Here is a 19,857-nt window from a genome sequence, read left to right as displayed (position 1 = left end):
TCGACCGCACGCCTTGAGGGAGGGACGCGTGACCGAAGAGTCGGCTCCGCCGTGGACACTGCCCCGCAAACCGTTGTGCGTGAACCGGGTCACCGAAATCGACGAGCTGTCGTCGGCGCAAGTGCGAGCGTTCGCGAACGGGCAACCGATGCTGGTCCAGCTCGCCGGGCCGCGGGGGATCGGGAAGACCACCCTGGCCGTCGAGCTGGCATATCGGTTCGCGGACGACTACCCGGACGGCGGGGTTTTCCTCGACGCACGCGGCTCGGATCCGCAAGGCGTGGTGCCGGCCGAGGATCTGGCCCGGCAGCTGCTGAGCCAGCTGGGCACGCCCGCGCAGCACATTCCGGGAGCGCCCGAGGATCGGCTGGCGACGGCGCGCGGCGCGGTTGCGGGCAAGCGGCTCATCGTGGTCGTCGACGACGTGAAGCTGCTGGCGCAGCTGGACGGTCTTTTCGGTGATGTGTCCCGAAGCGCGATCGTCGTCACCAGCCGCAGCCGGCTCGAAGCGCTCGCCAGCCGGCAGCAGTTCCTGCGATTCGACCTTCCGGTGTTCGACGTCGACGCGACCGCGAAGCTGATCGAGGCGATCGCCCCGCCGGCGTTCGCCGTGCCGCTCGCGGTCGTGAGTGGTCTGCGCGCCAAGTGCGCCGGGCTGCCGCTGGCGCTCGCCGCCGGGGCCGGCCGGATCACCAGTGGCGAAGACGATCCGGCCGACTTCGTCGCCGGGTTGCGGCTGGCCGACCTCGAGCAGGACGGCGAACTTTCGGTCGAAGGCGTCTTCGACGCCATCTACTGCGACCTGCCCGCCGTGGAACAGGCCGACTACCGGCTGCTGGCGCTCATTCCCGGTCCCGACTTCGGAGTCGGCGTGGCGGCCGCGGTACTGGGGTGTCCCGACCGGGAGGCGCGCCGCCGGGTCGCCCAGCTGGTCCGGAAGTACCTGCTGATTTCGTCCGGTTCCGGGCGCCACCGGTTCCACGACCTGATCCGTGAACACGCGGCCGGGATCGCCTGGGCCAAGTCGCCCGGCGCGGCCCAGGATGTGGTGGAGCGGGCGACCCGCTGGCTCGCACACCGCGCCGTGGCGCTCGACCGCGCCTACGCGCGCCGCCCGGTGCCGGTGGGCAGCGAAACCCTCTACGAGTCGATCGCCGCGGCACACGACGGGGCCACCGCCGCCGCACGGGAGTTCGACGTCGAGTGGCCGAACCTCGTCGCCGCGGCCCGGAGCTGCGCGGATCTGGGGTGGCCGGACCTGGCGATCGCCGTCCCTGCCGCCCTCTACTCGTTCGCTTACCAGACCCGGCGGTCCGGTGATTTGACCGGTCTGTACCAGCGGGCGCTGGACCTGGCGGAGACAGCGCCGGTGAAGTGGCAGCTTCACCGGGATCTCGCCGGGCTGCACGAACAGCTCGGCGACGGCGAAGAAGTGGTCGGGTTCGCCCGGGCGGCCGCAGCCGACGGCTACGAGCCGGGCATGTCCAGTGCGTTCGAATGGGAAGGCCTGGGGCACGAGCAGTGCGGCAGGCTCCCGGCAGCCAAGGCGGCGTTCCGGGAGGCCATCGCCTGGATTCCCTCGATCGGTGATCCGGTGCACGAGGAACGCTCGGCCGCGCTGCTGCGGATGCACTTCAGCCGTGTTGCCCTGAAGGAAGGCGAAGCCGCGGAAGCCGAGCCCGAGCTGGTCACCGCGGCCGCCTACTTCGCGGCGCCGCCGGAGGACGCCCCGAACCTGGCGCGCTGCGAAGCGCTTCTTGGCGACATCGCCCGAGGCCGAGAGGACAACCGGGCCGCCGAGACCCGTTGGTCGAGGGCGTGCGCGGCCTACGAAAGCGTCTCCATGGCAGGTGCCGCCGCGGAGGTGCTCGGCAAACTGGCAGCACTCGCCGACAGCGAAGGACGTCTCGATGATGCCCGCGCATACCGGGCGCGCGCGAAACAGCTGCGAGAAGACCCTCAGTCCACCTGAACCCGCACCACAACGACTCGCTCGTCCAGCTCGAGCTGCACGGACGGGCCGAGGCCGGCCGGGTCGAGGCCGGCGGCGGACCAGGCGAACGGGACCGAGGCAAGCGCCTCTGGGGCAACATCGGCAGCACGGAGCGTCAGCGTGGTGCCGTCGCGCATGCGGACCGAGACGGCGTCTTCGTTGAGGACGGCGCTTAGAGTGCAACGGGGATGGCGGGTGAAGACGGTGTGGTGCCAGTGCGCCGGGTCTCGTCCCGGGTCCTCGGCCCGGCACGTCAGAACGGCCGCGGTGGTGCGCAGCGTCCTGATCGGATAGTCGATCCAGCAGCTGATGTGGGTGTCGGCCGCAGTGCTGGGCCGGACGCCGTGCGCCGGGCGCTGGACCTCGGCCGGACGCCGTGACATGCGGATGATGCGGTGTGCGGCGTCGCACTCGTGGGTCACGAGGTGCGCCCGGGACGACGGGCCGGAAAGTGCGATGCCGGTCGAGGACACCGGGACGACAGCCGGTTCGCCGGCAGGTTCCGCGAGGTCGAGCAGGGAGTAGAAGCTCTTTCTCAGCAGCGCGAGCGACTCGCCCGGCACGGACGTCACCAGGTCGGCCACCGGCGCGAATCGCCCGGTAGCACGTGATTCCACGGCGGCGGAGATCGCGGGCGCATACGGGCCGTGGACCGGCAACCGGCCGGCCGTGTCGCCCAGGACGGAGATCGGGGTCGACGGCGGCACGTCGTCGAACGCGCCGAGCAGCGTCGGCCGCCCGAGGGCCGCGGCGTACCCGGTGACCGAGCCGTGGTCGCCGATGACGAGGTCGGCGGCCACGAGTCCGGCGCGCCACCCGTCGAGCTCGTCGAGCACCAGCATGCCGGACCGGAGGCAGTCGGCGTACCACTGGCGCACGGCGCCGCGGCCGTGCCCGTGGCTGATGTTCGGGTGCAGCACGAGCGCGACGACGTAGCGGTCCGGGGAAAGCTCGGCGACCAGCTCGCGGGGGAGTTGCGGCCGGCTGCCCAGCAGTGATGGTGACGACCAGGTGGAGGTCAGGACGACGAGCGTCCGGTCGCCCACGCCCAGCGCGCTCCGATACCGGTCACGGAAAGGAACGCTGGCGGTGAGCCGATCGAAGCACGGATCCCCCGCGACAACGGCGACTTCGGCTGCCGCGGGGATTTCGGCCTCGAGCCGGCGGAGCTGGTCGGCGTGGGAGAGCACGAAGGCGTCCGCGATCGGACGCCCGGCGCGGAGAAGCCATTCGGGTGAAAAGCCGAAAGCTCTGCTCTCTGCTCTCTGCTCTCTGCTCTCTGCTCTCTGCTCTCTGCTCTCTGCTCTCTGCTCTCTGCTCTCTGCTCTCTGCTCTCCGCTCTCCGCTCTCTGCTCTCCGCTCTCCGCTCTCCGCTCTCCGCGGAGGATATTTAGTGTATCCAATTCCGTGGGAAAGAATTGCGCGCCGCGCCGGTATATCGGTCAGGTCGCCGTGGTGGCTGGCGCTGATGGCGAGATCGAAAGGCGTTCGTGTTGCCTGTTCCCAGGGAATCGTGATGAATTCTGTTCCGGTCAGTGCCGCCGCGAGTCCGTCGCGGAACGGATCGGCGTCGATGTCGGTGAACACCAGCTGAACCCGTGAGTCGTTTTCGAACGCTGGTGTGACATCGAGCAACCGGTTCAGAGTGGCCACGTTGTGCGCGACCAGAAGCACACTCCGTTGTGGACGGACGGTTGTCCAGCGCGCCGCGTGGACGCCGATGGGTACCGAGACGTGGGGCCCGCTGGTCACTCTGTGCACCCCGTCATCTGCGTCGTCCTGCTCGTCGCCCCGATCGTAGCCGATCAGACCGCGTGGTCCAGGTGTTGCGCAGCGCACAGGGTTGATCGGCTCATCGCAGAGCGACAGCGACGGGCGGCGTGCGGCGTGCGGGTCAGTCAGTGACCGGGGTGTGTGGTCGGCCCGCCCGTGGGGTGAGTGGGAGCCGGGTCGGGATGGTCGGCGGACGGGTGCGACTGGCCATCGTGGTCCCGTCCGTGGTCCGCCGACGAGGTGCCGGTCACCGCGACGTCGGGGTGGCCGGGCTGGTCGGCCAGCAGTTGGGTGCAGTAGGCGTCGACCTTTTCCCTGCCACCCGCGGTCGTGATCAGGAAGCTGAACGCCGGGTTCTCCAGGGCTTTGCCGTGCTCGGCGCCGGCACCGGAGGTGTAGGCGTGGCACAGCCCCACGGGCGACGGCGACGGCGACGCCGATGAGGCGTCATGGGCGCGGCTTTTGTCGGTGCTGGGCAGGTGACTGTCCGAGGGTGCGCTCGCCGGGGTGTCGGAAACGCTGGAGCCCGCCGGGGAGTTCCCGTGCAGCGGGCTGGGCAGAACGCCGGTCGCGGCGGCCGCCACGACGCCGGTGGCCGTCACGGCCCCGGCCGCGACGAGCGCCGCGACCTTCGCCGTGAGCAGCTTCGCCAGCAAGCTCTTGATCATCGAGGGTCTCCGTAGCTGGGGGATCGGGGCGAGACGAGCGTCGCGAAACGCCGTGAGCGCAGCGTGTTCGCCGGCCAGTTCGCCGTCGCGTGCGGGGGCGGCCGCGGCGGCGAGCAGGTCGGTCAACGCGTGCCTGCCGGTGGCCGGGGCGTCGTCAAGCAGGTGCTCAGCGGTGCGCCGGTCGAGGCGTCGACTCCGGTTCATCCTCATCTCACCTCCTTCAGCGCCGAAGTCCTCAGTTGTGTCACACCCGCTGACCTGCGGATTACCGACGCGTCCCCGGCCGGAGAGCTGGGCTGGTCGAGGTACTCGGCCAGCTTGCGCAGCCCGCGGTAGGCCGCGGTGCGCACCGCTCCGGGGCGCTTGCCCAGTACCTTCGCCGCGGCGGCAGCGTCCAGCCCTATGACCGCTCGCAACAGCACCGCCTCGGCCTGGTCACGGGGCAGCTTGGAGATCAACGCCAGTGCCGCGTCGGTGCCGATCGCGGCCATCGCCGACCCGGCGGTGTCCTCACGGGCGGGCAGCGAGGCCAGTTGCTCCACGTCGTCCGTGCCGACCGGCCGTCTTCGCCGGTGGCGCAGGAAATCCAGGGCCCGGTGCCGGGCGATGGTCGCCGCCCAGCCGCGAAACCCGTCCAGGTCACCACGGAAGGTTCCCAGATCGCGCGCGATCTGCAGCCACGCCTCCGACGCGATGTCCTCGGCGTCCATGCCCACCAGGACGCGCAGGTAGCGCAGCAGGCCCGGCTGGACGGCCCGGTACAGCACGCGAAACGAGTCGTCGTCGCCGTGCTGTGCGGACCGCAACGCAGCCGAGGGGTCTGCACCCTCCACGGTCCATGATGTCCGTCGTTCCGGGTGTTCGTCCGGAACGTCCTGTCCTTCACCGCCGGGGCGGACCGACACGTGTACCTCACCACCTTCGTCAAACCCGCCCCCGCGTGTATGACCGCGACATCATCGTCCACAAGGGCCCCGCGGCGGAACCCCCCGCCCGGCTCAGGCGGTCCGGCCGGCCCCGTTCCGGCTTCCTCGCGGACGTGCGCCGTTACCCGGCGGATCTGGAATGCTCCGTCGGTATGACTCAGAATTGGGTGACGTTCCTGATCGCGTCGCTGACCGCGGTCACCGGATTGGCCGGTGCGATCGGCGGGCAGCTCGTGGCTTCGAGCCGTGCGGTCAAGCTCGCGCGGCTCGAACGCGTGGGTCGGCTCGAAGACCAGGTTCGAGAGGAACGACGGACCTCCTATGCTCGCTTCCTGGTCGCGACACGGCTGGTCCCTCCGGCCGCGAAATCTGCGGATCCCGCAGTCGCCGATCCCGCGCTCTCCGCGCTTCGTGAGGCTGCTGCGTACGTCGAGCTGGCCGGTCCTGCGGGCTTCGAGGGGCTGCTGTCACGCGTGCTCGACTCTGCTGACCGATGGGTGATGCTGGCAGGGCGTCAAGGGCCGACATCGCCCGATGCCCAAGCGGCCGGGGCGGAGTACCAGGGTGCCTCGCTCGAATTACGTTCGCGGATGCTCGCCGCGCTCGGTCGATGACGCGTGCGCGAGGGGCGGGTGAGGAGTCCCTCGAGGTGGTTCCAGGCTGGCGGTGCTAGCCTGAGACGACCGGTCATATTGATCTCTCGGACCCACGAGCCAATTTCCACGATCGACAGTCCACTGTGTTCACCGCTTCGACGGTGGACCGGAACGGAGAAGAACCATGTCCACGACATACCGCGCCTTCGAAGCCGTCGGCACCCGCGGTCTCCGGCTGGTCGAGCGCGACCTGGTCGAGCCCGGGCCTGGGCACGTGAGGATTCGCGTCGAGGCCTGCGGTGTCTGCCACAGCGACGTGCTCGCCGTGGAGGGCATGCGCCCCGATCCGGCCGTGCCCGTCGTACCCGGGCACGAGATCGTCGGCGTGATCGACGCCGTCGGCGCCGGTGTCACTGCCTGGGCACCCGGGGAGCGCGTCGGCGTCGGTTTCCTCGGTGGCCAATGCGGTGAGTGCGAACCATGCCGCCGCGGCGACTTCGTGAACTGCCTCGATCAGCCGCAGACCGGCACGTCCGTCGACGGCGGATATGCCGAGGTCGTCCACGCTCGTGCCAGTGGTCTCGTGCGCATCCCCGACGGGCTCTCCGCGGTCGAGGCCGCGCCGCTGCTGTGCGCGGGACTGACCACCTTCACCGCCCTGGGAAAGGGCGCGGCCAGGCCCGGGGCGCTCGTGGCGGTCCAGGGGATCGGCGGCCTCGGGCACCTCGGTCTCCAGTACGCACGCAGTCTCGGCTACCGCGTCGTCGCCATCGCGCGCGGTGCCGAGAAGCGGCAGCTCGCCGTCGACCTGGGTGCCGGCGAGTACATCGACAGCACGGAGGTGGACCCGGGGGAGGCTCTGCGGGGACTGGGCGGAGCCGCGCTCATCATCGCGACCGCCGCCAGTGGTTCGTCCATGAGCCCGCTGGTGTCCGGCCTGGCTCCGGGCGGGAAGCTGGTGGTGGTCGGCGCCGCGCCGGATCCGTTGACGGTCAGCACGGTCGACCTGATCTTCGGTTCGCGCACCATCGCGGGCAGCCTCACCGGGTCCTCCATCGAGAACGAGGACAACCTCGCGTTCAGTGTGGCGCACGGCATTCGCCCGCAGGTCGAGGTCATGCCCTTCGGCCGCGCGCGGGAAGCGTACGAGCGGATGCTCAGCGGTGCTGCCCGGTTCCGGGTGGTTCTCGACCTGAGCGCCTGACGGCTGGTTCCCGCGCGGCGGCCGGGCGAGGCCGCCGGTGTGCACGACATCGCAACCTGTGCGGTCCCGTGCCCGTCAGCCGGGCGGCGGCAGGGCGAGCACAGTCGAGTTGCGCAGCCGGTGCAGCAGGAAGGCGGTGCCGAGGCGGGTGCGGCCGAACCCCTCCAGGGGGTTGAACCCGAGGGCGGCGGAGATCGTCTGGAGTCGGCTGTGGAGCGTGCTGTGGTGGATGTTGAGCAGGCGCGCGGCCTCGCGGACGGACTGCGTCGTGACGATCGCGCTCACCGTCTCGATGCCCCAGGCATGCTGCGCGACCTTGTCGAGAGCGTTGGCGTCGCCGTGATGGGCGTCGTCGCCCGCCTCGGCGAGCAGTTCGACGAGCCCGCTGTAGGTGTCGGCGAGGATCATCGGCTCCTCCGGCGGTACGCAGAGGCGCAGCGCGACCACCGCGGTCCGGAACGAGCGATCCAGCGCGTCGATGGTCGCGGGCACCCCGATCCCGCACGGCGAGGCCGTGAACGGCTCATACCCCTCCGGTACGACGACCGCGTGGATCGGACCCGACGGAGTGCCGATGACGTCCTCGGGACCGGCCGGTCGGCCGTGCCAGACCGCGAACAGCGGAGCGGCGACGACGCGGTAGCGGTGGGTCGCGACGAGGCCGAGCGCACTCGCGGCGGCGAGTCGCTCGTCCGGTGTAGTCGCGCGCTCGGTGAGCACTCCGAGGTGGCGGCGGTTGTCAACCTCGCGCACCCCACGTCCGTAGCGGATCCTGATGGCCAGTGCCAGCCGCTCCAGGATGATGGCGTCGTTGGGCATCGGTTTGCCCTCGCGTTCGAGCCAAACCGCGATCCCATCGGAGAGCTCCGCGGTCGCGTCGGCGCACCGATGGGGGACAGGCTCGTGTGCGAGCTCGCCTTTCTGCGTGACCCGCATGGTGCGCGGCGGGTCGTCGCGCCGGAAGCCTGCCGTGCAGCCGGCGAGCGAGGCCGCTGCCGACAGCAGTGCGCGGGTGTTGACGTTGCCGACGATCAGCTCGTCGAAGCACGCGATGACGCGTAGCCCCAGACTCGCGCTGGGGTCGAGGCGGGCGATCCGGCCCAGGAGCTCCTGCATCTCAGTCCGCCAGTCAGTCCGCCAGGATCTTCTCGACCCAGGTGTTGCGGGCCCGGATCATCGACCGGCCCACGTTGGTGTGCGGCGCGAAGATGTCGCAGGCGTGGAAGGCGCCCGCCCACACGTGCAGCTCGGCGTCGCCACCGGCGCGCCAGATCCGGTCGGCGTACTCGATCGCCTCGTCGCGGAAGATTTCCGCGGAGCCGACGTCGATGAACGCGGGTGGCAGGCCGGTCAGGTCGACGGCACGGGACGGGGCGGCGTACGGCGACACCTCGTCGCTGCCGCGGAGCGCACCGAGCAGTGCTTCCCAGCCGGTCTCGTTGCTCACCCGGTCCCACACGCCGATGCCGTCGAACTGCTCCGTCGACGCCGTGATGCAGCGGTCGTCGAGCATCGGGTAGTCGAGCACCTGCCCGCGCAGCCGCGGGCCGCCGCGATCGCGTGCCGCCAGCGCGACGCCGGCCGCGAGTCCCCCGCCGGCGCTCGCACCGGCGACCAGGACCCTGTCCGGGCGCACGTCGAGTGCGGCGGTGTTGCCGGCCAGCCATTCCAGCGCGGCGTACATGTCCTCGCGCGGGTAAGGGTCGGCGAACTCGGGAGCGAGCCGGTAGTCGACCGACAGCAGCGTGACGCCGAGGTCGGTGACCCAGTCGAGCACCAGATCGAGCCCGCTGAACTTGTCGCCGAACATCAAGCCGCCGGAGTGGGCGTAGAGCACGGCTGGGCGAACGCCGGTGAATTCGCTGGAGCGCAATACGGCGGCGGTGATCGGGTCGCCCCGGTGTCCGGGTAGCACGACCTCGGTGACCTCGATCCGCCGCTGGGCGAAGACCTCCGCCATCGGCGGCGAGGCGTACGACGTCCGCATGAAGTCGATCAGGGCCGGGGTGATGGTCGGCGGGAACATGCCGCCCACGACCGCCAGACCCGCCTTGAGCTCGGCGTCGAAACCGGGTCGTGGCACCGCGCTGGTCGTCGTCATCGACGCCTCCTCGTTTCGATGACAAGAGTACGGCGGGTGTCCCGGCCGGTACCAGCCGAACGGCGGACCGCACGACGGGTCCGGAGTCCGGAAACCGCCAACTGGCGGCATTCGGACATCGAACTGCGTCGGATTGTCGGTTGTGGTCCCAATCACATATCGATCAAGCTCGGACACGCTGCAACCGCGCACGCGTGAGAGGAACCGAACCCGATGAGCGAAGCAATCAGGACGGCTGTGGACGCTGTCGTCCAGAAGGCCGTCGACGGGCCGACGTCCGGCGAAGGCCGGGTACCGGGGGTCGTCGCCGGCGTCACCGACCGTGACGGCGACGTGTACCTCGCCGCCGCGGGTGTCCGCGATCTGTCGACCGGCACCGCGATGACGACGGACACGGTGTTCAACATCTGGTCGACCACCAAGGCGATCGCAGGCACCGCCGCGCTGCAATTGGTGGAGTCGGGCGAGCTGGACCTGATGGCGCCGGCCAAGGAGTACGCCCCGGAGATCGGCGAGTTGCAGGTCATCGACGGCTTCGATGACGCGGGCCAGCCGATCTTGCGCCCACCGGCCAGTGACATCACCACCCACCAGCTGCTGACGCACACCGCGGGCTTCGGCTACGACTTCTTCAACGAGACCTACAACCGGCTCGCCGAGGAGCACGGGCAGCCCAGTGTCGCCACGGCCAGCCGGGCCGCACTGCGGACTCCGCTGCTGTTCGACCCCGGCACCCAGTGGGAGTACGGCAGCAACATCGACTGGGCAGGCCAGGTGGTCGAGGGCATCACCGGCAAGCGGCTCGGCGAAGTCTGCCAGGAGCGCGTCTTCGGGCCCCTCGGGATGACCGACTCCGCGTTCGCCCCGTCCGAGGACATGCTGGCCCGCAAGGTGCGGCACCACCAGCGGCAGGACGACGGCACGCTGACCCCGAGCGACTTCGCCGCACCCACGACACCCGAAGTCGACTTCGGCGGCCACGGCCTGTTCTCCACCGTGCCCGACTATCTGAAGTTCATCCGGATGTGGCTCAACGAAGGGCGCAGCGCCACTGGCGAGCAGGTGCTTTCGCCGGAGTCGGTCGAGCTCGGCTTCCACAATCAACTGCCCGCCAACCTGCGGGTCAAGCTGCTGCCCGGCGTCATCGAGTGGCTGTCCAACGACGCCGAGTTCTTCCCCGGGCTGAAGAAGACCTGGTCGTACACCTTCCAGTACACCGAAGAGCCGTTCCCGACCGGCCGGCCGGTCGGCGCCATCGGCTGGGCGGGCCTGGCCAACCTCTTCTACTGGATCGACCGTGAGAACGGCTTCGGCGGCTATTGGGCGACCCAGATCCTGCCGTTCGCCGACGGTCCCTCTTTCACCGGCTTCGTGGACTTCGAGACCGCGGCTTACGACGCCCTCAAGGCGTGAGCGGAGTCGTCGTTCTTCGGCCGGGGCGCCCGTCAGGCGCGCCTCGGCCGAAGCTCGGGCCTGCCGGCCCCGAAGTCGTTCACCAACCAGAATGGGCTGTCGCCGTCGTCTCGGCGTTCGCGCAGCACGTCGATGTTGATCCGGCTGCGGGTGCCGCCACCTCCACCACGGGCGGAAAGGTGAACTGCGCCGGAAATACCGCGAGGACGTGGAAGAGCAGCTCAACATCCTCGGGTTCTTGACCACTATCGCGATCCTGTGGACCACCGTCCCGATCCAGGGCGGTCCCGGAGCGCCGAAGGCTGCATGCCGAACTGGATCGACGTCTTGACGAGTAAGACGACCGGTCATATAGTCGCTGGCGACGAAGAAAGGTAATGATGTGACGGATTTGAAGGACGTTGTCATCGAGGCTCATGGCGGCCTCGGCAGGTGGAAGAAGCTGACGAGGGTCTCCGCGCATCTCGTGTGCGGCGGTGGTCTCTGGCCGTTGAAGGGCCAGGACGGGATCCTCGCCGACGTGACCGTGCTCGTGGATCTGCAGCGTCAGTTCGCGAGTCATCGCCCCTTCGGTGAACCGGGGCTGCGAACCGCGTTCACGGCAAACCGGGTGGCCGTCGATCGTGAGGACGGCAGCGTCGTCGAGGAGCGGACCGACCCGCGGGCGTCGTTCGCGAACCACGTGGTGCAAACTCCGTGGGACCGGCTGGACGTCGCGTACTTCGCCGGCTACGCGATGTGGACCTATCTCACCGCACCGTTCAGCTTCGACCGCCCGGGATTCCGCACTCGGGAACTGTCGCCGTGGCGGGAAAACGGTGAGACCTGGCGTCGTCTCGAAGTCGAGTTCCCCGAGGACGTCGCGACGCATTGCCGAACGCAGGTCTTCTACTTCGGCGACGACGGGCTGCTCAGGCGGCACGACTACGAGGCCGAGGTCGTCAAGGCCGGTCCTGCGGCGCACTACGCCTTCGACTACAAGGACGTCGACGGAATCATGGTCCCGACGAGACGCCGGGTCTACTCGCTGTCCGCCGACGGCAGTCCGGACTTCGGGCAGCTCGCGGTGTCGATCGACCTCGACGAGATCGCGTTCGCCTGACGCTCGCGACCCTCTCTGCCAGGTCTGGTTGACAAGGGACAAGCCGACCGGTCATATTGACTGTGGAGGTAGCCATGGGAAGGCCGAGTGTGCGTGAGGAGATCGTCGACGCCGCCGTCGAGGAGTTCCACGCGCGGGGATTCAACGGGACGGGCGTGAAGGTCATCACCGACACGGCCGGCGTCCCGAAGGGGTCGTTCTACAACCACTTCGAGAGCAAGGAAGCGCTCGCGGTGGTCGCCCTGGAGCGGTACGGGGCGACCATGCGGCTGGAGGACCTCGCGGATCGGACGGTCGAACCCCTGGAGCGGTTGCGGCGGCACTTCGAATACCTTCGCGCCAAAATGGACGAAACGAATCTCACCCGTGGTTGCCTGTTCGGCAATTTCGGCTCCGAAATCGTGGATCACAGCCGGATGATCCGCACTGCTGTGCAGCGCAGCCTTAAGCGGTGGTCGTCGGCGGTGGCAGCTGTTCTCGCCGAATGCGTCAAGCGGGGAGATGTCGATGCCGGCATCGATCCGCAGGAGACGGCCGTGTTCATCGTCAGCGCCTGGGAAGGGGCCTTGATCTCGGCCCGGGCCGGTCGCTCAGGCGCGGCATTCGATGCTTTCTTTTCTCTCGTTTTCGGCAGGTTGCTGCGACCGGCGCAGGACGCGTAGCGGTCGGCAGGCGCCAGGGCGGACGACGTCGATCCTCCCGGCCCGCTGAAGATATCGGGTGGTTGCCCGTTGCCAGTCGCCTACCCAGATCTCGCACCTCGGCAGCCTCCTAGTGCGGCGTAGCGCTGTCGGTCCGTGCGGTCGCCGGGGCAGCTGAGGCACTGCCGAGGTTGTCGGCGACGGCGAGCCAGGCGACGCCGGCGTGCACGGCGGTCACGACGACCGCGGAGCTGGGGCCGCGAACGGTGGCGGTACGACCGTCCGGGGAGACATCGAGAGACCAGCCGTGACCGCTGTCGACGCGATGCGGCCGGCGGGCGCGCAGGGCCGAGACGATGACGCCGCCAACCTTGCGGACAGCGTTGGCCTGCCCGCGGCTCCACTGCACCGGGCTTGCTTGTCCGGTCAGCCAGTCCCAGTCGGGAGCCGGGCCGAGGTCGAAGGCGACCTTGCGGTCGCCGTCGCGGGACCAGCCGCGCACGGTGAACACGCCGGCGACGTAGCCGTTGGCGACGGCGAGCAACTCGTCGCCGAAGGCCTCGAGCGTGCTGTCGGCGATGTTGGCCCACCGGCCGGCCGCGCATGCGCGGACGTCGCCGGCCCGCTCGTCGTCGCCGGTGAAGCTGACCGTGATGTTGACCGCGAGCATGCCGTGTCTCCGGGGTGGGCGGGTGATGTCTGGTCTGAGGCCGGTACGGCAGCCGCGGCTTGGGATGTTGCCGCGTTGTTGCTGGTAGTGGCCCAGGTCGGTCTCGTTCTTCGCGAACTGGGGACGCTTCCTCCCACGCCCAACGGGATCCGGCGACCCGGATGAGTTGGGCGACGGGGACCGGGTGGGAAACGGCCTGGGGTCAACCGGCGTCGGAGACGTTTTCGTTGTCGTCGACGGCGGTTTGCGCCGCTACTTCGGGGGTATCGAAGTGGAGGGCGCCCTGGACCGCGTTGAAGTGCGTGTTGAGGTAGTCTCGGCGCGCGTCAAGGGGTACAGACTCGGCGTATTCCATGAGGTCGCGGGCGCGGTCCGTGAAGCCTCTTGCCGCAGCCTGCTCCATGAATGTTCGACGGAAGTCGCTCCAGTCGTCGTCCCATGTGGGCAAGTAATCGATGCAGAAGTAGAACCAGGCGTTCGCGTCGGCGCCGTACACGGCCGCCGTTGCATCAGGGTGCTCGGGTGGTGAGACTGAGCCGGATAATTCGTCGGGCTGGGTAGTGGATGACACGTATTCGAGCGCACCTGCGTAGTATTCGTTGGCGTTGTGGACACGCGAGGGAAGGTCGTCGCCAGAGAACTGTGCGATAAACAAGTCAGCGAGCTTTGCCATTCCTTCTCGTTGAGCTGCGTCCTTGAACCAGTCGGAGAACGTGGGCCAGGATGCTTCGGAGCGGTCCCAGTACGGCAATTGCCTTACGCAGAAGGCCAGCCATTTGGGACTATTGAAATCGGGAACGACAGGACCGGCTGGTGTGTTGACGTCGGTCTCGTCGGCGCCGAAGTCGACTGGCGTGTTTTCGACGTCGGTGTTGGCCTCATGGAGTTCTGGCTGGTACGCGATCTGTTCGAACTCGTCGCTCTCGATGAAGGCGTCGCGTTCGTTGTCATCCTCTATGGCGTCGAGTTGAGTACTCATGGCTTGAGCGACCGGATCGTATTCACCGTCACCGACGCCCAGTTCGATGAGGAAGGCTTCGAAGTGCACTGTCCAGTGAGTGGCTGGGTCGCTGCGCCGCTGCTGCCTGAAGTTCACCAGCGGTGTGGAGAGCCAGAACCGTACTCGATCTTCGTGGGTCGCCATTAAACCTCCAAGCGGGAGTTGTGCAGTCACAGTCCGTGATGGTCACGCTAGTGGTCCTGCGTGTCGGCGGGGTGCACGTTTGGGCAGGTATGAGGGCACGGCGAGGTCCATCTGGCCTCACCCTTGCGTTGCCCGAGAACGTGGCGATCGCGGTTCGAGCACGTTGTCGGGATTGCGCCGGCCGGCCCGAGCTGGTCGTCGCTGTTCGCGGCCGAGCATCTCGTGGATTCATGGGAGCCGGCGGGACGACGCAAAAGCGCTGTCCGACTTGCCGCAGATCGCCTGTCAGGGCGATGCGGTGCTGACCAGGGGCACCGCGGTCAACCGGTACGCCGGCTTCGAGGAGATGATCGGCCACGAGGAAATCGCCTCGGTCAACCCGACCGCGACCCGCGTCGAGCACCTGGCGAACATCCACCGGACTGCCCGCCCGAGCGCGAAAGCCCTCGGCATCGGGCTGGTCGACCCGCCCTGGCCCGCCGGACGCCTCGGCGGGCAAGTCCCCGGCGCGCGCCGGAAACCGGGATACGCCGGGGACACCCACCACCCCGGACCTTGGTGCCCGAGGTGATCACCATCCTGCCGGATCAGCGGGGAAGCGCCGGAAACCGGTCCCGCGCTCGGTTCCACCGGCACGTGAACGCTCTCCAAGGCGTGCTGGCGGCGGTCGGTCTGGAGAACGGGTCGGAATCCCTGCCTGCCTCGACAGGTGGGTGGCGGGCAGCGCAACATCCCGACGGTCCTCCGGCCGATCCGGACACGCCCTGCCGGTACGTCGGCATGGTCGAAGTCGCCGGCTGCTTTCGGCATCGGCCACCGAGCAGTCGCGAACTGGCGGGCCCGCTACGCCGACATCCGCCCTTCCCCGAACCCGAGCATCGTCGGCGACACCCTCGGCTGGGCTGCGTCCTGACCGGGCAACGGACCTCGTTGCCCAGGAAGCGTCGAACCTGCAACCGGGGTGCCGCACGTTGTCCGGCCAAGGGCGGGGTTACTGCCGGGAATTCGAACCATGCGGCTCCGGTGGTCGGATTCCTTGAGGTCCTGGTCGGGTGGTGCGACGAGGGCGTTGCCGGCTGGGGCCGTCACAACCGGCTCCGACCAACCGCGATGCCGCTCAGGTGTAAGTCACCGTCGTGGCGCCTGTGGCGGCGTTCCAGCTGATGTAGCCGTGCTGGAAGTTGCTGCGCCGGCCACCCGTGATGGCGTACTCGTCGCTGATCGGGTAGCCGAGTGCGCTGCGTTCCCAGCCGAGTGCGGCCCACTGGTTGCGGATGGCGCCGTAGACGCCCCATGCGCCGGTGGTGGGGGTCCAGTAGATGGAGGCGCCTTTGGTGAAGTGGTTGTAGCGGCCGATGCCGTCCGGGGTGCCGGTTTCGTCGGTGGTCGGGTAGCCGACGGGGCCTGTTTCCCAGCCGAGTGTGGCCCAGTGTGATCGGATGGCGCCGTGGGTGGACCATGCGCCGGTGGCGGGGGTCCAGTAGATGGAGGCGCCGTTGGCGAAGTGGTTGTAGCGGCCGACGCCGTCCGGGGTGCCGGTCTCGTCCGTCACCGGGAACCCGAGCAGCCCGGCAGGTCCGCCGAGAGCGTAGTCGCGGCCCAGGATTGCGCCGTGCACTTCCCACGCTCCCGTAGCCGAGGAGTAGTCGATGATGCCGTACTGGTAGTTCTGCCGGCGGCCAGTCGACACGGGGAACTCCGCGCCGGACGGATAGCCGAGGTAGGACCCGGACCCGCCCACGGCGTTGTAGTGCTGTGCGATCGGGTCACCGCCGGCCGAGAGCCCGCCGGTGCCGTTGGGGGTGCCCAGGCCGCTTGGTCCGTCGTAGCCGGGCACGGCGGTGCACAGGTAGCTGCCGGCGCAGGATCCGTTGTGGCCGGAGCTGACGTCGTAGGTTTCCGTGCGGTACCGGTAGGGGTATGACGCGGGATAGCTGCCCGCGGCGGGAAGCCCGGCCAGGGCGTAGGCGCCGGCTATGAATGGGGCGCCCGCGCTGGTGCCCCCGACGACGGCCCAGCCGCTTTGTCCGTTGAGCGGAGTGCTGTCGTAGACGGCGACCCCGGTCTGCGGGTCCGCCACGGCCGACACGTCGGAGGTGGTGCGCTTGGCGCAGCCGCCGTCAGTCTGCCAGGCCGGTTTGGGGTCGTAAACCGAGCAGCCGGATCCAGCGCCGCTCCAGGCGCTCTCGGTCCACCCTCGCGGAGTGTTCGACCTGGTCAGCGAGGTTCCGCCGACGGCGGTGACGTACTGGGAACTGGCGGGGTATTCCGCGCCGAATCCGGCGTCGCCCGAAGAAACGGTGATGGCAACACCGGAATGGTTGAAGTAGGCGGCATCGTAATTGGCGTCCTGCGCTGACTCGGGGCCGCCATAACTGTTCGATACGTATTTCGCGCCCAGGGCGACCGCGGTGTTCAGGGCCGAGCCGAGATCCTTCATGTAGGCGGAGTTCGCCTCGACGAGGAGAATGTTGCAGCTGGGGCAACTCGCCGACACCATATCCAGATCGAGGGCGATTTCTCCGCCCCAACCGGGGTCGGCCGGTGGCGGGTTCGCCCCGCCTGACTGGTTCACCTTGCGGAAGCAGCCGTTCGCCGTCGTGCACGGGGGCAACCCGTACTGAGCGCGGTAGGTGTTCAGATCGGACTCCGCTGTCGGCAGGTCATAGGCGTCGACGATGGCGACAGTGCGCCCCCTGCCACCCAGGGTCACCGGCAGCCGGTAGGCGCTCTGCAATTCCGCTGGTCCGTAGCCGGCAGGCACCGAGTTCGGTGCGAGTCGCGAGGTGGTCTCGTCGGTGCGGAAGACGGCATGGCAGCTGGCCTGGTGCGCTGCCGGCACCCCGCAAGCTCGGTGGGTGGGATGCGTCCCCGCACCGCCCGAGGAGTGAACCTCCGCTGCCGGCGCCGCTCCTGCGCCGGATACCACCAACCCGGCGACCGTCACGGCCACGGTCGCGACGGCCAACGCGCGCAGCGGCACCGAGCCGCCTCTGCCGTTTGCCCTCGTACTCGTATTTCCGCGCGCAGGAGTCATGGCTCGGGCACCTTCCGTACGTCGGCAGCAGCGGCGAAAGCAGCCGCTGAGTCGTCGCCTCACATCGGGCACGAAGCATTGCAAGAACAACGAACCAGAGCAACGCTGCCGGCGTGCTGCAGCGGGCACATCGCCCCCTGCCGGGCGTTGACTAGTCGCGGGCACCGAGCCGTCTCACCGTCCTGTCGACCAGGGGATCAGTGATCAGCACGATCGGCTCGATAGCACCCTCGTGGCATGATCCGGTCATCGCGTCTGCCAAAAGTGTGCCTACTGGCACGCGGCAGCGTGCCTGCCAAGGCAGGCTGGCCTGCTCGTCGGCTCTGCTTGCCCCGGCTTTGTGGGGGAGCCGTGCGAGATTCGCGGGCTGGCAGGCACCGTGGTCGATTTACAGTGGACCCACGTGCCGACCGGCCACCAAGTGACCGCGCGGCGCCTTCGAAGCGTGCGAGGATGCGGCCCGCCAGGCCGCGAATTAGCGCGTCAGGCTTGAGCAGAACGAGGGGCCGCTTAGAGCGTGTCTTGCGTGGTGATCGGTCGCTGGTGAGCGATGATCTTGGCTGTGGTTGATCGGTTGTCGTTGCGGTTGGTTCCGGACGAGTTGTGGGCGTTGGCGGAGCCGTTGATCCCGGTGTTCGAGCCGCGTCCGCAGGGCGGTGGCACTGCCCCGGTGGACGCTCGTGCGGTGTTCACCGCGATTGTGTACGTGCTGACCAGCGGGTGTGCGTGGCGGGATCTGCCGCCGTCGTTCGGGGTGCCGTTCCAGACCGCGCACCGCCGCTTCAGCCAGTGGACCAAAGCCGGATTGTGGCGAAGCTTGCACCACGCGCTCTTGGACGAGCTCGGCAACCAGGGCCTGCTCGACTGGAGCCGCGCGATCGTGGACGGTGCCTGCGTACGGGCGAAAAAAGGGGATCTATGACCGGTCCCAGCCCGGTCGACCGCGGCAAGCCCGGCTCGAAAATCCATGCCCTGTCCGACCGCGCCGGGCTGCCGCTTGCCGTCGCGGTCTCTGCCGCGAACACGCACGACTCGGCCGCACTCAAGCCGCTGGTGATGGCGATACCGGCGATCCGCTCCCGCCGTGGTCCGCGGCGCCGCAAGCCGGCCAAGCTGCACGCCGACAAGGCCTACGACCAGCCTGTCCTGCGACGCTGGCTCCGCGACCGCGGCATCAAGGTCCGCATCGCCCGCAAAGGCATCGAATCCAAGGACAAACTCGGTAAGTACCGCTGGGTGATCGAACGGACCATGGCCTGGTTCACCGGATACCGCCGCCTGACCCTGCGCTACGAACGCAAAGCTGAGCACTTCCTCGCGTTCCTCATCCTCGGAGCCGGCCTCACCTGCTACAAGAAACTCCGCAAACTAACCACATGAGACAAGCTCTTAGTGAAAGATCCCCATAGGCGGCCAGTTATCGCCCCGGTGACGTGTCCGTTTCGTCGTGCGGCAAGGCTCGCGCGATGTGAAGACCAGCAGGGAGATCCTCGAGGCGTATGACCTCACGGGGAATTACCGGGCAGCGGCGACGCTGGCCGGGTGCGACCACCAAGCGCCTCAAGCTGCCGCACCTGCGCCGCGCGTCGTCGTCACCCAACGTGCCAGCTACCGGCTGGCCCAGGTCACCTCCGGACAAGGGGTGATGCCGCCGCGCTAACACCACTCACCACCCAGGCGGGGAAGTATCTGGCCGCCACCGGGGAGTCCTGAATGGCCGTCAGCGGGGAGAACCACTGACGGCCTAAGGGGAGATCCAGATCCATCTGACCGTTGACGAACGACCCATCGCCGGGCTGGCCGGTTACCACCGCCTTACCATCCACTACGAACGCAAACCCAGCCAGCACCTCGCCTTCCTCACTCCCGGCGCCGGAATCACCTACTACAAGAAAGGGTCTGCCCAGACTTCGGTTGACACCGGGGCTGACTGTTTCTCAGGCCGCTGACGTGGCCGTGTAGATGGTCTCAAACTCGACCGGGGTGAGCTTGCCCAGCCCCCGTTGGCGGCGTTTGCGGTGGTACTTCGTCTCGATCCAGGACACGATCGCCAACCGGAGCTCCTCCCGGGTGCGCCACCGGCGGGTATCGAGAACGTTCTTCTGCAGCAACGAAAAGAACGACTCCATCGCAGCATTGTCACCACACGCACCGACCCGACCCATCGACCCGGTCAGCCCATGACCGCGCAGCAGGCGCTGGTAGGCCGCCGATCGGAACTGGGCTCCGCGGTCGGAGTGGACCACGACGTCGTGCGGGTCGCGCAGCGCGATCGCGTTGCGCAGCGCGCTGACGGCGAGTGAGGCCCGCATGTGCGAGGCGATGGAGTATCCGACGATCTTGTTGGAGTAGCAGTCCTTGACCGCACACAAGTACAGCTTGCCCTCACCGGTGGGATGCTCGGTGATATCGGTCAACCACTTGGTATTCGGCGCGGCGGCGGTGAAATCCCGGCGGATCAGGTCGTCGTGCACCGGCGGCCCCGCCTGGCGGGAACGGCCTTTCTTCCTGGCGTGCAGCGAGAAGATCTTCTGCATCGAGCAGATCCGCCACACCCGGTTCTCCGAGGCAGTGAACCCGCGGCGGGCG

Annotated in this window: 17 protein-coding genes; 8 read left to right on the top strand and 9 right to left on the bottom strand. The window is 68.6% G+C overall.

Annotation, left to right across the window (positions count from 1 at the left end):
* Window positions 1-28 precede the first annotated feature (28 nt).
* Window positions 29-1,972, top strand: coding sequence for a hypothetical protein (locus G3I65_RS04795; protein ID WP_160695014.1), 1,944 nt, complete (start codon window positions 29-31; stop codon window positions 1,970-1,972).
* Here the strand turns inward: G3I65_RS04795 and G3I65_RS04790 are convergent.
* From G3I65_RS04790 to G3I65_RS04780, 3 genes are all read right to left on the bottom strand, one after another.
* A complete protein-coding gene (locus G3I65_RS04790; RefSeq protein WP_160695013.1) occupies window positions 1,960-3,183 on the bottom strand; it encodes a hypothetical protein in 1,224 nt (407 codons plus the stop codon). The genes G3I65_RS04795 and G3I65_RS04790 overlap by 13 nt on opposite strands.
* A gap of 708 nt (window positions 3,184-3,891) precedes the next feature.
* On the bottom strand, window positions 3,892-4,638 hold the full coding sequence (locus G3I65_RS04785) for a hypothetical protein (protein WP_160695012.1): 747 nt from the start codon (window positions 4,636-4,638) through the stop codon (window positions 3,892-3,894).
* Between the two features lie 2 nt (window positions 4,639-4,640).
* Complete coding sequence (locus G3I65_RS04780; protein ID WP_309235264.1) at window positions 4,641-5,201, bottom strand: sigma-70 family RNA polymerase sigma factor; 561 nt, start codon at window positions 5,199-5,201, stop codon at window positions 4,641-4,643.
* A 326-nt stretch (window positions 5,202-5,527) separates the two neighbouring features.
* Here G3I65_RS04780 and G3I65_RS04775 point away from each other — a divergent pair, with 326 nt between their 5' ends.
* Together G3I65_RS04775 and G3I65_RS04770 are read left to right on the top strand one after the other, a co-directional pair.
* A complete protein-coding gene (locus G3I65_RS04775) occupies window positions 5,528-5,974 on the top strand; it encodes a hypothetical protein (RefSeq protein WP_160695010.1) in 447 nt (148 codons plus the stop codon).
* A gap of 166 nt (window positions 5,975-6,140) precedes the next feature.
* Window positions 6,141-7,160, top strand: a complete 1,020-nt coding sequence (locus G3I65_RS04770; protein WP_160695009.1) for an alcohol dehydrogenase catalytic domain-containing protein — start codon at window positions 6,141-6,143, stop codon at window positions 7,158-7,160.
* A 75-nt stretch (window positions 7,161-7,235) separates the two neighbouring features.
* On the opposite strand, the gene G3I65_RS04765 is transcribed toward G3I65_RS04770, so the two are convergent.
* Both G3I65_RS04765 and G3I65_RS04760 read right to left on the bottom strand, forming a co-directional pair.
* Window positions 7,236-8,276: a helix-turn-helix domain-containing protein gene (locus tag G3I65_RS04765; protein ID WP_160695008.1), complete on the bottom strand. Its 1,041-nt coding sequence runs from the start codon at window positions 8,274-8,276 to the stop codon at window positions 7,236-7,238.
* A gap of 13 nt (window positions 8,277-8,289) precedes the next feature.
* Window positions 8,290-9,261: an alpha/beta hydrolase gene (locus G3I65_RS04760; RefSeq protein WP_203612280.1), complete on the bottom strand. Its 972-nt coding sequence runs from the start codon at window positions 9,259-9,261 to the stop codon at window positions 8,290-8,292.
* A 213-nt stretch (window positions 9,262-9,474) separates the two neighbouring features.
* On the opposite strand from G3I65_RS04760, the gene G3I65_RS04755 reads away from it, so the two are divergent.
* The 3 genes from G3I65_RS04755 (at window position 9,475) to G3I65_RS04740 (ending at window position 12,438) form a co-directional block, all read left to right on the top strand.
* On the top strand, window positions 9,475-10,674 hold the full coding sequence (locus G3I65_RS04755) for a serine hydrolase (RefSeq protein WP_160695007.1): 1,200 nt from the start codon (window positions 9,475-9,477) through the stop codon (window positions 10,672-10,674).
* A gap of 382 nt (window positions 10,675-11,056) precedes the next feature.
* A complete protein-coding gene (locus G3I65_RS04745; protein WP_160695006.1) occupies window positions 11,057-11,776 on the top strand; it encodes a hypothetical protein in 720 nt (239 codons plus the stop codon).
* A gap of 89 nt (window positions 11,777-11,865) precedes the next feature.
* A complete protein-coding gene (locus G3I65_RS04740; RefSeq protein ID WP_160695005.1) occupies window positions 11,866-12,438 on the top strand; it encodes a TetR/AcrR family transcriptional regulator in 573 nt (190 codons plus the stop codon).
* A 109-nt stretch (window positions 12,439-12,547) separates the two neighbouring features.
* Here the strand turns inward: G3I65_RS04740 and G3I65_RS04735 are convergent, their stop codons facing one another.
* Entirely contained in the window at window positions 12,548-13,087 is a 540-nt protein-coding gene (locus tag G3I65_RS04735) for a hypothetical protein (protein WP_160695004.1), read from the bottom strand.
* Window positions 13,088-13,289: 202 nt separating this feature from the next.
* Window positions 13,290-14,231 carry a hypothetical protein gene (locus tag G3I65_RS04730; RefSeq protein WP_160695003.1) on the bottom strand — a complete coding sequence of 314 codons (942 nt, stop codon included), beginning with the start codon at window positions 14,229-14,231 and terminating at the stop codon, window positions 13,290-13,292.
* Between the two features lie 298 nt (window positions 14,232-14,529).
* Here G3I65_RS04730 and G3I65_RS04725 point away from each other — a divergent pair, with 298 nt between their 5' ends.
* Entirely contained in the window at window positions 14,530-14,802 is a 273-nt protein-coding gene (locus G3I65_RS04725) for a hypothetical protein (RefSeq protein WP_160695002.1), read from the top strand.
* A gap of 546 nt (window positions 14,803-15,348) precedes the next feature.
* Here G3I65_RS04725 and G3I65_RS04720 read toward each other — a convergent pair.
* A complete protein-coding gene (locus G3I65_RS04720; RefSeq protein ID WP_160695001.1) occupies window positions 15,349-17,214 on the bottom strand; it encodes a hypothetical protein in 1,866 nt (621 codons plus the stop codon).
* A gap of 604 nt (window positions 17,215-17,818) precedes the next feature.
* Here G3I65_RS04720 and G3I65_RS04710 point away from each other — a divergent pair.
* Window positions 17,819-18,648 (top strand): IS5 family transposase gene (locus G3I65_RS04710; RefSeq protein ID WP_375336661.1). Its coding sequence is split into 2 segments (ribosomal slippage): window positions 17,819-18,179 and window positions 18,179-18,648, totalling 831 coding nucleotides; the frame shifts between segments, so codons are not numbered across the junction.
* A gap of 557 nt (window positions 18,649-19,205) precedes the next feature.
* Here G3I65_RS04710 and G3I65_RS04705 read toward each other — a convergent pair.
* A partial coding sequence (locus G3I65_RS04705) for an IS3 family transposase (protein WP_160694999.1) occupies window positions 19,206-19,857 on the bottom strand: 652 nt, incomplete at its 5' end.

Origin of the sequence: Amycolatopsis sp. SID8362, assembly GCF_010550475.1 — a bacterium.
Lineage (GTDB): Bacteria > Actinomycetota > Actinomycetes > Mycobacteriales > Pseudonocardiaceae > Amycolatopsis > Amycolatopsis eburnea.
Note: the sequence above shows the minus strand (reverse complement) of the source record. Positions and strands in the feature narration are given on the sequence as shown.

Bases quoted from the DNA above. Each gene is read 5' to 3' on its own strand.
- G3I65_RS04785 (WP_160695012.1), bottom strand. From the start codon at position 4,638: ATGAACCGGAGTCGACGCCTCGACCGGCGCACCGCTGAGCACCTGCTT.
- G3I65_RS04770 (WP_160695009.1), top strand. From the start codon at position 6,141: ATGTCCACGACATACCGCGCCTTCGAAGCCGTCGGCACCCGCGGTCTC.
- G3I65_RS04765 (WP_160695008.1), bottom strand. From the start codon at position 8,276: ATGCAGGAGCTCCTGGGCCGGATCGCCCGCCTCGACCCCAGCGCGAGT.
- G3I65_RS04760 (WP_203612280.1), bottom strand. From the start codon at position 9,261: ATGACGACGACCAGCGCGGTGCCACGACCCGGTTTCGACGCCGAGCTC.
- G3I65_RS04755 (WP_160695007.1), top strand. From the start codon at position 9,475: ATGAGCGAAGCAATCAGGACGGCTGTGGACGCTGTCGTCCAGAAGGCC.
- G3I65_RS04735 (WP_160695004.1), bottom strand. From the start codon at position 13,087: ATGCTCGCGGTCAACATCACGGTCAGCTTCACCGGCGACGACGAGCGG.
- G3I65_RS04730 (WP_160695003.1), bottom strand. From the start codon at position 14,231: ATGGCGACCCACGAAGATCGAGTACGGTTCTGGCTCTCCACACCGCTG.